Annotated in this window: 10 protein-coding genes and 1 tRNA gene; 2 read left to right on the top strand and 9 right to left on the bottom strand. The window is 67.1% G+C overall.

Features of this window, described 5'->3' with window-relative positions:
* Positions 1-807, bottom strand: coding sequence for a DUF1134 domain-containing protein (locus ACE3QC_RS11880; RefSeq protein WP_374408486.1), 807 nt, complete (start codon positions 805-807; stop codon positions 1-3).
* A 231-nt stretch (positions 808-1,038) separates the two neighbouring features.
* Between ACE3QC_RS11880 and ACE3QC_RS11875 the strand changes: the two genes are divergently transcribed.
* A tRNA-Ser gene (locus ACE3QC_RS11875) sits at positions 1,039-1,130 on the top strand.
* Between the two features lie 252 nt (positions 1,131-1,382).
* Here the strand turns inward: ACE3QC_RS11875 and ACE3QC_RS11870 are convergent.
* Both ACE3QC_RS11870 and uxaC read right to left on the bottom strand, forming a co-directional pair.
* Complete coding sequence (locus ACE3QC_RS11870) at positions 1,383-2,732, bottom strand: mannitol dehydrogenase family protein (RefSeq protein ID WP_374408484.1); 1,350 nt, start codon at positions 2,730-2,732, stop codon at positions 1,383-1,385.
* Positions 2,729-4,129, bottom strand: coding sequence for a glucuronate isomerase (gene uxaC / locus ACE3QC_RS11865; RefSeq protein ID WP_374408482.1), 1,401 nt, complete (start codon positions 4,127-4,129; stop codon positions 2,729-2,731). Before uxaC ends, ACE3QC_RS11870 begins: the two co-directional genes overlap by 4 nt.
* Before the next feature lie 128 nt (positions 4,130-4,257).
* On the opposite strand from uxaC, the gene ACE3QC_RS11860 reads away from it, so the two are divergent.
* Positions 4,258-5,736, top strand: a complete 1,479-nt coding sequence (locus tag ACE3QC_RS11860) for a UxaA family hydrolase (RefSeq protein WP_374408480.1) — start codon at positions 4,258-4,260, stop codon at positions 5,734-5,736.
* Between the two features lie 6 nt (positions 5,737-5,742).
* Here the strand turns inward: ACE3QC_RS11860 and ACE3QC_RS11855 are convergent, their stop codons facing one another.
* The 6 genes from ACE3QC_RS11855 to ACE3QC_RS11830 are packed head-to-tail and all read right to left on the bottom strand — an operon-like array spanning position 5,743 to position 13,951.
* Entirely contained in the window at positions 5,743-7,026 is a 1,284-nt protein-coding gene (locus tag ACE3QC_RS11855; protein WP_374408478.1) for a TRAP transporter large permease, read from the bottom strand.
* Positions 7,026-7,505 carry a TRAP transporter small permease gene (locus ACE3QC_RS11850; protein WP_374408476.1) on the bottom strand — a complete coding sequence of 160 codons (480 nt, stop codon included), beginning with the start codon at positions 7,503-7,505 and terminating at the stop codon, positions 7,026-7,028. Before ACE3QC_RS11850 ends, ACE3QC_RS11855 begins: the two co-directional genes overlap by 1 nt.
* A 2-nt stretch (positions 7,506-7,507) precedes the next feature.
* Positions 7,508-8,515 carry a TRAP transporter substrate-binding protein gene (locus tag ACE3QC_RS11845; protein WP_374408475.1) on the bottom strand — a complete coding sequence of 336 codons (1,008 nt, stop codon included), beginning with the start codon at positions 8,513-8,515 and terminating at the stop codon, positions 7,508-7,510.
* 19 nt (positions 8,516-8,534) lie between these two features.
* Positions 8,535-10,160, bottom strand: a complete 1,626-nt coding sequence (locus ACE3QC_RS11840) for a family 43 glycosylhydrolase (protein ID WP_374408473.1) — start codon at positions 10,158-10,160, stop codon at positions 8,535-8,537.
* Complete coding sequence (locus tag ACE3QC_RS11835) at positions 10,157-11,158, bottom strand: alpha/beta hydrolase (protein ID WP_374408471.1); 1,002 nt, start codon at positions 11,156-11,158, stop codon at positions 10,157-10,159. Before ACE3QC_RS11835 ends, ACE3QC_RS11840 begins: the two co-directional genes overlap by 4 nt.
* 36 nt (positions 11,159-11,194) lie before the next feature.
* Positions 11,195-13,951 carry a TonB-dependent receptor gene (locus ACE3QC_RS11830; RefSeq protein ID WP_374408469.1) on the bottom strand — a complete coding sequence of 919 codons (2,757 nt, stop codon included), beginning with the start codon at positions 13,949-13,951 and terminating at the stop codon, positions 11,195-11,197.
* Positions 13,952-14,039 lie beyond the last annotated feature (88 nt).

The raw sequence follows: 14,039 nt of genomic DNA, 5'->3' as shown, positions 1-14,039 counted from the left end.
CTAGAAGGGCAACCAGCGCTGCTCCTTGGAGAACTTCATGTAGCCCGCGTTGATGCCGAGCCGGAGCCCCGCACCCACGCGGATCGGGATCAGCACGACATCGCCCTTGCGCAGATAGCTCGCGGTCAGCCCGCCGACGACATAGGCCTGACCCTCGCCCGCCGGATAGCGCTCGTAGAGCTCCTCGCTGTCGTAGAGGTTGTAGACCAGCACGAAGGTGTTCCCCGCGTTGGCCCCAACGTCGAAGCCGATCGACGGGCCCGTCCAGTAGACCGGCCGTTGCCCTTCGACCTTGTGATAGAGCGTGCCCGACCCGTAACGCGCGCCGACGACGAATGCGCCCCCGGCTTCGCGCCCGACGATGTAGCCGTTGGGCTCGCCCTGCTTGTCGAGCAGGTTCTCGATCATCCGCGCGACGCCTTCCGCACCTTTGCCGAACACGCCCTCGGCGGCGCCGATCAGATCGTCTTCCTTGTAGGTGTCGCCCTGCGCGGCGGCGACTTCCGGGTTGCCCGCGGCCTGGCTCGCGGCCGCGGACGGCTCGCTCGTCGTGACGACCGGGTCGGACCATGTGGGCGCGACATCGGTGTCGGCGGGCGGCGTCTGCGAGTAAGTGACCGAATTGTCCTGCGGCGGGGCGGGGTCGGAATATACCGGCTGCGCGCCGGGCGCTTCCTCGAGATCCGCGTCGATCGCGGTATCGGGATCGAACGTCTCGATCGATTGCGCGGCAAGCGGCGTGGCCGCGACGGCGGCAGCCGCGGCCAGCGCGGCGATCGTGCGGCGAATGACGGGAAAGCTCTTCATTTGCCCCTCCTGATTCGAAAAACCCGGGCCCGGAAATCCGGACCTGTCCAGCCGCCAAGAGAATCCCTTGCGCGTGAAGCGGCAATGAACCGGCGACGAAGCGAATCGAAATTACGGCGAACCGAGTCGGATCGGCCTCGTCCGCCGCTGCATCGCATCCCGGTCAGAGCCCGCTTGCAGCGGCCCGCCACCGCCGTTATAGCGCGCCCCTCGCGATGCCGACCGGCATGCGGAGACGTGGGTGAGTGGCTGAAACCAGTTCCCTGCTAAGGAACCATACTCTTTACCGGGTATCGAGGGTTCGAATCCCTCCGTCTCCGCCAGCAACCGTTCCGAGGGGACCGAGGAGGTCCTGCCCGCGGATTTCCTCCAATATTCTCCGGCTTTAGGATTCCCTCAGGATCCGACGGGGCCAGTACCGTCCGGACGCAAGTGAGGCGTAAGCGGGCCTGCATGCGATGCGGTCGGTTAGTCGCGTCGCCATTCCGTCGACGGCGCGCGATGGACGCTTCGATATCTTCAGCCAGAAGCCGGTATTCGGAGATCGCTCGGCCATGCCGAAATTGCGCTGGTGCTCACGCGGCCGCTAGCAAGGTTCGTATGACCCGATAGCCCGGCCATAGAGCCTTTTCGGTGCGCCCCAGGCTTAAATCCAGAATTTCGTCTTTGCCCGCGCGTGCCGCTTGACGGAGCACAACGCCGTGCGGATCGTCGACGAAGCGGCCATCGGCGAGGTGCCAGCACCACGCGTCGAACGCTTCGCGGATCGCCGGCGTATCGCCGCCCCGGTCACTGTGCCAGAGCACAGTATCGAGCCAGCGCTGGGGAATCTTCTGCGTCCCGTCCATCGCGATCTGGGCGAGCCGGTGGCGCAGCGCGGGATCGGCGAAGCGCGCCAGCAACTGGTGCGAGTACGCGGCGAGATCCTGCCCCTCTGCGGCTTCGACTGTCGGCGCGGCTTCGTCGGTCATCAGCCGTTCCGCCAGCGTGCGCAGTTCGGGATCGGCCACCGCCTCGTGGACGAACGTATATCCCTTGCGCAGGCCGCAATAGGCGAGCAGCGAATGCGCGCCGTTGAGCATCCGCAGCTTGGCCAGTTCGTAGGGCGCGACATCGTCCACCATTTCGGCCCCGTGCCGCTCCCATGCGGGCCGGCCATTGGCGAACCGGTCCTCGATCACCCACTGGCTGAACCGTTCGGTGAATATCGCGCCTTCGTCCTTCTGCCCCAGACGGCGCTCGAGATCGGCGAGATCGTCGGACGCAGAGCGCGGCACGATACGATCGACCATCGTCGAGGGCGTGGTGCAGCGATCCTTGAACCAGTCGATCGCATCGGGCGTGCGGGCGCCGAGCCAATCGCGCATCAGGCGGCCGAGCACCGCGCCATTGTCCGCCAGATTGTCGCAGCACAGCAGGGTGATGCCGGGAAGGCCGCGGCTCGCGCGAAGCGCCAGCGCCTCGCCGAGCAACGGATAGAAGCTCGCTTCGGCCAGCGCGAGGTCCAGTTCGCCCCCCTCGGCGCGGCAATAGCCCTTCTCGGTCACCGTGAAGCTGACGATTCGGCATTCCGGCGCGGCGATGCGGTCGATAACCTCCCGCGCATCCTCGGGCGCGAACAGCACTTCGCGCACCGCCCCCACGACACGCGTTTCCGCCATTTCGCCGGATCGCTCCGTCAGCGTGTAGAGCCCCGATTGCGGGTTCAACTGCTCCGCGACCGCGCGCGAGCGCAGCGAAACGCCGCTGAGCGCCCAGTCGCGTTCCCCCGCGCTCATCGCGAGATCGGTGTACCAGGCCTGATGCGCCCGGTGGAACGCGCCGATCCCGAAATGGACGATGCCGATCGCCTGCCGGTCACGGTCGTATCCGAACCGCATCACTTCGCTGGGCAGCCGCTCGATCGTTTCGGGCAAGAGCCTCACAAGCGGTAGGCCTTGCGCGCCAGATCGCAGGCGAGCTCGCGCGCCAGGTCCGCCGCTTCCCAGTCCTCGATCCGGTGTTCGGCGACGAGTTCGGCCAGGAAACCGCAGTCGATCCGGCGCGCGACATCGTGGCGGGCGGGGATCGAAAGGAAAGCCCGCGTGTCGTCGTTGAACCCGACAGTATTGTAGAACCCGGCGGTCTCGGTCGTCATCCGGCGGAAACGCCGCATGCCTTCCGGGCTGTCGTGGAACCACCACGCCGGGCCGAGCTTGAGGCACGGATAGTGGCCCGCGAGCGGTGCCAGTTCGCGCGCATACGCGCTCTCGTCGAGCGTGAAAAGGATGATCGACAGGTCGCTCTCGGTCCCGAAGCGGTCGAGCAGCGGCTTGAGCGCATGGACGTAATCGGTCCGGGTCGGAATATCCGCGCCCTTGTCGCGCCCGAAGCTCTCGAACAGGCGGGCGTTGTGGTTTCGGAAGCTGCCCGGGTGAATCTGCATGACCAGCCCGTCGTCGAGGCTCATCGCGGCCATCTCGGTCAGCATCTGCGCGCGGAACAGCTCGGCATCGGCGGCATTCGCATCGCCGCCCTTCACGCGGTCGAACAGCGTCTCCGCCTCGGTCGCGGAAAGGTTCGCGGTGGCCGCTGTCGGGTGGCCGTGATCGGTCGAAGTCGCCCCGGCATCCTTGAAGATTTCGCGCATCGCGCGGTGCGCGGCGAGATAACCGGCCCAGGTGTCGCAATCCTTTCCCGAGACCTGCGAGAACCGGGCGAGGTTCTGCGCGAACCCCTGGAACTCGGGATCGACCACCGGATCGGGCCGGTAGGCGGTCAGGACCCGCCCGCCCCAGTCGCTCGCGGCGATCGCGCGGTGGTGGTCGAGCGTGTCGAGCGGGCTCTCGGTCGTCGCGATTGCCTCGATGTTGTAGCGGTCGAACAGCGCGCGCGGGCGGAATGCCTCGGTCGCCAGCATGTCGGTGATCGTGTCGTAGTAATGATCGGCGGTTTCGCCATCCAGCCGCACGTCGATACCGAACGCCTCGGCGAAGACCCAGTCGAGCCACAGCCGCGACGGCGTGCCGCGGAACAGGTGATAGTTCTCCGCCAGAATCCGCCAGGCCGCGCGCGGATCGGCCTCGCTGCCGCCGATGCCGAGATCCGCGAGCCGGACCCCTTGCGAGTAGAGCATACGGAACAGGTAATGGTCGGGCACCAGCAGCAGTTCGGTCGCATTGCCGAACGCCGCGTTCGTCGCGAACCACGAAGGGTCGGTATGGCCGTGCGGGCTGACGATCGGCAAATCCGCGACCGAGCGGTAGAGTTCGCGCGCCAGATCGCGGATGCCGGATTCGGTCGGCAGCAGCCGGTCGGGGTGGAGATGCAATTCGCGGAGCATGAATGTCCTCTGTCGCGCCGGTTCGAAGCCTGTCCCATATGCCACTTGGCGAAGCATATGGAAACCGGTATCATAAACGCAATTCCGCGATTCTATGGCTATGGCACCCCATCGGTAGGGAGACACCAGTGGAGGCAATTCGCGCCCATCCGGTGGACGATGTCGCAACCGCACTGCGACCGATCCCACTCGGCACGGACGTCGAGGCCAACGGAGTGAGCGTCCGCGTGCGCTCGGAAATTCCGCAGGGTCACAAGTTCGCGCTGACGCCCGTCGCCGCGGGAGCAGCGGTCCACCGTTTCGGCGCGCGGATCGGGCGCGCCACGCAGGCAATCGCGGCGGGCGATCACGTCCACACGCACAATCTCGCCACCTGCCTCTCGGGCGAACTCGCCTACCGCCCCGTTGCGGCGACGGGCACCACCGGCGACGCCCCCCCGCTGCCTTCGTGGCGCGGCTATCGGCGCGCCGACGGCCGCTTCGCCACGCGCAACGAGATCTGGCTCCTGCCCACCGTGGGCTGCGTCGCGCCGCTGGCCGAGGACGTGGCGCGCGAGGCCGCGCTGTTGCATTCGGGCAAAGTCGATGCGGTGGCCGGATTCGGCCATCCGCACGGCTGCTCGCAACTCGGCGACGATCTCGCCGGCACCCGCTGCGCGCTCGCGGGCCTCTGCGCCAATCCCAATGCGGGCGGTGTCGTGCTGATCGGGCTCGGCTGCGAATCGAACCAGCTCGACGACCTGGTGGCCGCCGTCCCCGCCGAAGCGCGGAGCAAGCTGCGGATCATGCGCGCGCAGGAGCCAGGCGACGAGCGCGACCGCGCGCTGGCCTTGGTCGGCGAACTGGCCGAGGACCTCGCCTTGGCCCGGCGCGAGGAAGCGCCCGCCTCCGCGCTCGCGATCGGCCTGAAATGCGGCGGCTCGGACGCGCTTTCGGGGCTCACGGCCAATCCGCTGCTCGGACGCTTTAGCGATCGTCTCGCCGCATCGGGCGCGCGGGCGATACTCACCGAAATCCCGGAAATCTTCGGCGCGGAAGACGCGCTGTTCGGGCGCGCGGCCTCGCCCGAGGTGTTCGAGGATGCGGCGGCGCTGCTCAACCGCTTCAAACGCTATTTCCTCGATCAGGGGCAGCCGGTTTCGGAAAACCCCTCGCCGGGCAATATCGCGGGCGGGATCACCACGCTCGAGGAAAAGTCGCTCGGCGCGGTGCAGAAGGGCGGACAGGCGCCGCTGGTCGACGTGATCGACTATGGTGCGCAGGCCACGGAGCCCGGGCTTACCCTGCTCGAAGCCCCGGGCAACGACGCGGTGTCCTCGACCGCGCTGGCGGCGGCCGGGGCGACAATGATCCTGTTCACCACCGGGCGCGGAACCCCGTTGGGCTTTCCCGTGCCGACGGTGAAGGTCGCATCGAACTCGAAGCTGGCCGAGGAAAAGGCGCGCTGGATCGACTTCGACGCCGGGCGGGTGCTGAGCGAAGGCCAGGATGCCGTGGCGGACGCCTTCGCCGATCACCTGCTCGCCATCGCCAGCGGAGAGCCGACCGCCGCCGAGCGCAGCGGGCAGCGCGTGATCTCCATCTGGAAGCGCGGCGTCACGCTCTGACGGCCACTACTGCGCCATCACCCCCGGCAGCCACAGCGACAGGGCCGGAACGTAGGTGACGAGCGCCAGCGCGGCGAGCAACGTGGCGTAGAACGGCCAGATCGTGCGCACCAGCGCGGTCACCGGAATGCCCCCCACCGCCGATCCGACGAACAGGACCGATCCCACCGGCGGCGTCACCAGACCGATACCGAGATTGAGCATCATGATGATCCCGAAGTGCACCGGATCGACCCCCACGCCCATCGCCACGGGCAGGAAGATCGGCGTGGTGATCACGATCAGCGGCGCCATGTCCATGAACGTGCCCAGCGCCAGCAGCATCAGGTTGATGATCAGCAGCGTAAGCAGCGGATTCTCGGTGATGAAGCCGATCAGCGCGCCGAGCGCCGCGGGCACTTCCAGCAGCGCCAGCGCGAAGCCGAAAGCCGTCGCCGCCGCGATGATGAACAGCACCATCGACGCGGTGCGCACCGATTTGCCCGCCGCTTCCCAGAAACCTTTCCAGCCGAGGCTGCGATATACGAAGACGCCGATCAGCACGGTGTAGATCGCCGCGATCGCCGAACTTTCGGTCGCGGTGAAGAAGCCGCTCAGGATGCCACCCATGATGATTACCGCGGTCATCAGGCCGGGGAAGGCATAGGCGGCGGCGCGGACGAATTCGCGCCACCCGGGGAACCGGCCGAACGGAAGGCTGCGCCGCTTGGCGACGATCCAGGCCATCGCCATCAACATCAGGCCGGTCAGCAGGCCGGGAAATACGCCGGCCAGAAACAGGTCGCCGATCGACACGCCGATACCCGAAGCGGCCGAATAGATGATCATGTTGTGCGACGGCGGGATCAGCAGCCCGACGATCGCCGCGGTCACGGTGACGTTGACCGCATAGTCGCCCGGATAGCCCTTGTCCTTCATCAGCGGCACCATCGTCGATCCGATCGCCGAGGCGCTCGCGATGGCCGAGCCGGACACCGCGCCGAACATCATCGAGGCGCCGACATCGACGATGCCGAGCCCGCCGCGCACGCGCCCGACGGCGGCGTCGGCAACGCGCACCAGCCGCTCGGCGATGCCTGCGCGGTACATGAGGTCGCCCGCGAAGATGAAGAACGGGATCGCCATCAGCGTGAACACGCTGATGCCCGCGCCGACCCGCTGGACCGCCACGATCGGGGGAATGCCCATCGCGAGGAAGCAGGCGAGCGAGGCGGCGAGCAGCGAGAACGCGACCGGCACGCCGATCGCGAGCATGAGGAACAGCACGCCGAAGAGGATCAGCAGTTCCATTAGGCGGCCCCTTCCTCTGCCGCCCGGTCGGCGGGATGCCGCCCGGTGAGGATCTGCGGCAGCGCGAACAGCGCCATCAGCAGGCCCGAAACGGGCAGCGGGAAATAGGCGACCGCGCGGCTGATCCCGAGCGAGGGGATCACGTTGCCGCGCACGATCCAGCACATCTGCGCGCCATAGACGAGCAATACGAGGCCGATCGCGGCCACCACCGTGGCGACGATCCGCGCGAGCGGCCGCGCCTTCTCACCCAGCCGTTCCTCGAGCAACGCGATGCGGATGTGGAAGCCTTCCCACACGCCCGCGGCGGACGCGAACATGACGTACCAGATCATCAGCACGAGCGAGGCCTGCTCGGTCCACGAAGGGCTTGCATCGAGCACGAAGCGCCCGAAGACCTGCCAGCCGATGACCGCGGTCATCGCGACCAGCCCGGCCGAGCCGAACGCCACCAGCAGGCGCGCAATCGTCGCGGCCATTTTCACCCCTCCCCCATTTCGAGAATCCGCGCGACCATCGCTTTCTGCGCCGGCGTGGTGATGAACCGGTCCCACACCGGCCGCATCAGCGCCGAGAAGGCCTCCTTGTCGACCTCGTTCACCTCGACCGACGATTGCGCGATCGTCGCCTTCGCTTCCTCGACGCGCGCGTCCCACAGGCGGCGCATTTCGGCGACCGACAGCTGCGCGGCCTGCCGCACCAGCGCGCGATCGCCGGGCGGCATATTGTCCCAGCTCGCCTTGCTCATCACCAGCGCTTCGGGGGTGAGCAGATGCTCGGACAGGCTCAGGTAGTTCGCCACCTCGTAATGCCGCGCGCTGACGAACGAGGGCCAGTTGTTCTCCGCCCCGTCGATCACGCCTTGGGCGAGCGACTGGTAAACCTCGTTGTAAGGGATCGGCACCGCGTTCGCGCCCATCGCGTTGATCATCGCGACATAGAGGTCCGACGCGGGCACCCGCAGCTTGAGCCCAGCCATATCCGCCGGGGTCCGGATCGCGCGGCGGGTGTTGTAGAAATTGCGCGCGCCCGAATCGTAGATGCACAGCCCGATCAACCCGTGCGGTTCCATCGCGGCGAGCACCTCGTCGCCCACCGCGCTGTCGACCACGCGCCGCATGTGCGCGACCGATTCGAACACGAACGGCAACGAGAACGGCAGCGTCATCGGCTCGACCGAATTGAGCGGCGCGAAGTTCACCCGGTTGATGTCGAGCCCGCCGAAGCTGGTGATCTCGAGCGTGTCGGTTTCGCTGCCGAGCTGTCCGCCGGGGAAGACCTTGATGCCTAGCCGTCCGGCGGTCCGCTCGGCCAGCCAACGCCCCATGAATTCGACCGCGCGCACCGTGGGATAGTCTGCCGGATGCGCGTCGGCGCTGGTGAGAAGCCCGGTCATCTGCGCCTTGCACCCGGGCAGCGCCACGGCTGCCGAAAGCGCGATGCCGCCTGCCAGCAGCGAGCGGCGCGAGATGTGGCTACGGTCCGGCATCGGTGGGTGAGCGTCCTTTTCAGTCGTCGAGCGCGGTGAAGCGGAAATCGCGGAACTTCGCTTCGCCCGGACCGGCAGCATAGAGCCCCGGGCGCAGCATGAGGAACCCGCCGCGCACGTTGTGATGATAGCCCGACACCTCCATCCCGCGGTCGAACCGGTGCCAGGTGCGCCCATCGTCGCCGCTCGTGTCGAACGTCACGATGTTCTCGCGGTTGGTGACCCGCATTCGCATCCGGCCACCGTGCGGGTTATCGGGGCGCGCGCGCTCGATCCCGTACTGGTGCGTCACGAACCGCTCGCCGTCGAAGCCCAGCCCGCAATAGAGCTTGTCGTCGTAGAACAGGATCAGCCCAGCGCGTCCGCCCGGCGCGATCTCGATGTCGCATTCGAAGCTGTAGCTGCGGTCGCCCGCGGTGAGCAGCAGCGGCGAGCCGGTCGAAGGGGCCTCGCCCCGCCCGGCGAAGTGCAACGCGCCGTCCGCCACGCGCACGCGCGCCTCTTCGTCCGCGCCGGGGCGGAAGAACGCCCACTTGCTGCCGAGCGCCAGCGGCCCCGAGAAATCGTCGCTCAGCGTCATGCCGTGCGGCTGCGCCTCGCCGCCCTTGGGCTTGGCGATCGGGCGCGACAGGTCGCCACCGGTCATCTCGAACCAGCCGTCGGGCGTGAAGCGCACCGGATCGAGCAGGCACTGGCGGCCCAGCGTCCAGAAGTCGTTTTCATAGCCGTGATAGAGCGACCACCAGCTCCCGTCCGGCCCTTCGACCAGCGAGGCGTGGCCACGCGACCACCAGGCTTCGTCGATCGAGGTCGTGCGCACCAGCGGATTGCCCGGGTGATGCTCCCACGGCCCGTGCAGCGAGCGCGAGCGGGCCGCGATCACCATGTGGCCGGTGGGCGGCCCGGCGGTCCCGCCGATCGCGGTCAGCATGTAGAACCAGTCGCCGATGCGATGGATCTTCGGCCCTTCCGGCGCGAAGCCCTCGACCACCCAGTCCGACGGATAGCGCCAGGGATCGTAGACGTGCTCGATCTCGCCCGCGAGCGAGAGGTTGTCTTCGGACAGGCGCACCCGGTCGCCGCCCGACAGGAACAGCCAGCGGCTGCCGTCTTCCGCCACGGCATGGCAAGGGTCGATGTGATCGGGCAGGCCCAGCGGGACGGGATCGCTCCACGGCCCTTCGATGCTGTCCGCCCAGGTCACGAACGTATCGTTCGGCTGCGCCTTAACCGGGATGTAGAGCAGGTAGCGCCCGCGATCCTTGTGCAGGCTCGGCGCCCAGACCGAGCCGATGTTGCGGTAGAGCGCGGGCTGGAGCGGCCGCCAGTTCACCAGATCGCGCGAATGCCAGATCGTCAGCCCCGGATAGGCATCGAAGGTCGAGAACGTGACATAGTAGTCGTCGCCGTCCTTGAGCACCGCGGGATCGGGCCGATCGCCGGAGATCAGCGGGTTGAGGAACGTGCCATCACCCTGATCGGGCACGCGCTGGTTGTCGAAACCGCGGCGGTAGGAGCGCTCTGTCGAAGCGCCTTGCGCCGACGCCTGCGCGCGCGCCGCGCCGGGTGCAAAGCCGACCGCCGAAGCGAACCCCGCCGCACCTGCCCCTGCCAGAAGCGATCGCCTGTCTGCGCGAAAATTCATCCCAGTCCCGCCCCTTTCGTCCATGCGCGCCAGAGTTCGGGCCACGCCTCCACCGGCTTGCCGACCGCCTTGCGCAGCCCGAAGCCGTGTCCGCCATGCTCGAACAGATGCGTTTCCACCCGAATGCCGCGCGCCTTCAGCCCGGCACGCAACAGCAGCGTGTTCTCGACCGGCACAACGTCGTCGTCTTCCGCATGGAGCAGGAAGAACGGCGGCGCGTCGCCGGGCATCATGCGGTCGGGCGAATGCGCCGCCTCCAGCTCTGGCGACGGGTCGGCACCGAGCAGCAATTCGCGCGACCCGGGGTGCGCGTGCGGCAGGCTCATCGATACAACCGGATAGATCGGCGCGGCGCAGACCGGCTTCGCGCTCAGCGCATCGGCATCGTCGACCGGCGCGTATGTCCTGCGCGCGAAGCGGGTGCCGAGATCGGCGCAGAGGTGACCGCCGGCGGAAAAGCCCATCGCGGCCACGCGCTCGGGATCGATCGCGAAGTCGGCGTGGCGATGGCGGATCAGCCGCATGGCGCGCTGCGCGTCCGACAGGCAGACATCGGGCCCTGCCTCCCAGCCGTCGTAGGGCAAGCGATAGAACAGCACGAAAGCGGTGAAACCACGCGCGGTCAGCCAGCGGGCCATCTCGTAGCCCTCCTTGTCGACCACGACATGACGGTAGCCGCCGCCCGGCATCAACAGCACCGCCGCCCCGTTGGGCCGGTCGGGCCGGAACACCGCCATGCGGGGCACCGTGATACCCAGCACCGCGCGGTCGGTCACGAGCGCGTCTTCCGATCGCTCGGTGGTTGTCTCGACCGGTGGCTGCGCGGGCATGCCCGGCGCGCCGTTCGGCCAGAGATCGATGGTTTCCCCGGGCTGCGGCAGGCCGGGGGGAAGCTCCCCCCCGGCCGCCGGCGGCGCGGTCTGCGCCGCAAGCCTGGCCGACCCGAAGATCGACATGAGCACGCCAGCTCCGAGCAGTGTCCTGCGATCGCTCTTCATCTGCAGACCCGCCTTGTTTGCGACCCTCGGGGCCCGTCAGAATTCGACGCGTGCGCCGGCCATGATGATCCGCCCGAAGTGGTTGTTCTCGTAATTGCGGCGGGCGAAATCGTCGACCCAGCGATAGCGGTATTCGTCGGTCAGGTTGTTCCCGTCGAGCGTCAGTTCGATGTTGTCGGTCAGCTTGTAGCGGATCGAGGCATCGAGGTTGAACGTCGGGTCGAACCCTTCGTAGATGTTGTTGTTGCCGCTGCTGCCGGTGATGTACTCGCTGCGGTAGGCGCCCGAGACGCGGACCGAGAAGCGGCCGTTGTCGTAATAGACCGTGCCGTTCGCCGAATACTTCGACACGCCGAAGAACGAGCGGGTGAGAACCCCGACATCGCCACCGAAATCCGTATCCGCCGAGCTGTCGACATACGTCACGTTGCCGAGCACACCGAAGTCGCTCAACGCGTCGCCGAAGACCGAGAACGGCAGGTTCAGGCCCAGCTCGGCGCCCTTTATACTCGCGCCCTCGCCGTTGATCGTCGTACGCGATTCGAACAGTCGCCCCGGATCTTCGCCGTCGACCACCGCCTGGTAGGCGGGCGTGCCGGGCGTGAGGAGCGAGAGCGGCAACCCGCTCTGGGCGTAGGTGATCTCGATCGAATCGCCGATCGGGAAACTCTCGACGTCCTTCTGGAACAGCGCGAGCGAGAGCAGCGCCCCCTGGTCGAAGTACCATTCGAACGACAGGTCGTAGTTGGTCGCTCGGTAGGGCTCGATGAACGGGTTGCCAGTCGAGATACGGAAGTTGAACTGGTCGACCGAGCCGCCCGGCGTGAGGCTGCCGAGCGACGGACGCGTGAGCACCTTGGCGATCGCCCCACGGATGATGAAATCGTCGGTCGGAAAGACGTTGACGTTCACCGCGGGGAGGAAATCGTCGTAATCGCGTTCGATCGTGACGTACTGCCCGCTGACGAACCCGCGCGAGCGCTGGTCGGTGCGAATGTACCGGACGCCGAAGTTGCCCGTTATCCTCACGCCCGGATCGATGTCGAAATCGGTCTGGAAATATCCGCCCTTCGTCTGCTCGCGCACCTCGCGCTCGTCGCCCTGCGCGGTGACCGCGGGGATGCCGTAGAGATCGATCAGGTCGGTGATCGCGTCGAGATCGGGGACGACCCACGAATTCGTGTTGCCGTCGGGCTGCCCGGCGTCGCCGAGCTCGAACAGTTCGGCGATATCGGCGGTGACGGGAAGCCCGTTGGTGCCCGGCGCGCAGTCGAAGGCGGCGCAATAGGTGCTGTCGCGCCGCGCGCCGGTGGTGAAGAAGTCGTACTGCCGGAAGAACGGCCCGGCCGACAGCACCAGCCCGTCGGTCGCCTCCCACTCGAGGTCGAACGAAACGGTCTTGAACTTGTTCTCGACGCTGCTCGGGCGGTCGCGGAATTCGGCGAGCTCGAAATTGGTCGGATCGGTCACGTCGGTGCCGAACACCAGCAGCGGGAATTCCATGTCCGTGTAATCGTAGCTGTAGACGCCGTCGAGATCGTCGAACATCAGGCTCGTCTCGACCGGAATCGACGCATCGGATTTGGAAATCCCGCCGAACAGGGTGGCGTTGAAATCGCCGAAGCCCTGCTCCAGCTTGCCCGAAATCTGGTAGAAATCGGTTTCGCTTTCGCGGTGATAGCGCTCGTTGCGGATATAGGCATTGTTCAGATCCGCGCGGATGAGATTGTTGTCGCCATCGATGGTGTAGTTGGTGACGTCGATCCCGTCTTCCTCGGAGCGCAGCAAGACTTCGCCCCAGTATTCGTCGCGATCTTCCTTGAAGTTCGAATAGAGCGCGTTGACCTCGATGTTGGTGCGGTCGGATGGGCGGAACTGGATCGCGCCGGTGGCGCCCAGGCGCTCGCGCTCGTGGTTGACCAGGCCGTAGCGCGGAATGCGCGGGTGGAAGGCGTCGGCGACTTCGGCGCAACCAGCGTCGGCAGGGTTCGCGGCGCAGTCGACCCCGTCGACCGAGCGGAATGCGGCCTGCGCCCAGCGCACCGAATTGTTGCCCAGTTCGGGCGTCTCGTACTTCGACCAGGCAACCGAGGCCGAAACCCCGAACGTTTCGTCGGCATTGGTCCACGCGGCGAGGCCGGCGAGACGCGGCGAAATGTCCTCGTTCAGCGTGTTGTAGCGCGCCTGCGCCGAAGCGACGAGCTTGGTGCCCGCGCCATAGGCGAGCGGGCTGCCGGTGTTGAGATCGATCACCGCGCCGAGCGAACCCTCGTCGAGCTTGGCCGAAGCGGTCTTGTTGACCACGATCGAGTTGAACAGTTCGGACGCGAAGACGTTGAAGTCGAACGCGCGGTCGCGGTTGAACGAAGCGCCGTCGACCGAGGTCGCGATCGTTTCCATTCCGTTGACGCGCACACGCGTGAACTGCGCGCCGAGGCCGCGCACGGTGATCTGCCGCCCTTCGCCCGCATCGCGTTCGATGGCCACGCCCGGAATGCGCTGGAGCGATTCGGCCAGGTTGGTGTCGGGGAACTTGGCGATATCCTCGGCCACGATCACGTCGACCTGGCCGACCGCGTCGCGCTTGGCGTCGATCGCGGCGTTGAGCGATTCGCGAAAACCGGACACGACGATCACGTTCTCGGTGGCGGCGACGTCGGCGACGGCCTCCTCACCGACTTCTGCGGGATCGAGTGTCGCGCTATCCTGCGCGGCTGCGGCGCTCGGCAAAAGCACGGCGCCGCTCGCGAGCAGCAGGGCCTTGGCACGACGCGAAACGAAACGGCTGTTCATAGCTCCTCCCCAAATTGGCACCGGTGTCTTTTGGGGGCGGGCCATGCGACGGGGCTCTTCCCCGCCGGCCCATCCGACATCCGATAAC

The sequence above is a fragment of the Pelagerythrobacter sp. genome (assembly GCF_041912895.1).
GTDB lineage: Bacteria > Pseudomonadota > Alphaproteobacteria > Sphingomonadales > Sphingomonadaceae > Pelagerythrobacter.
This window is presented reverse-complemented; position numbering and strand designations above follow the sequence as displayed.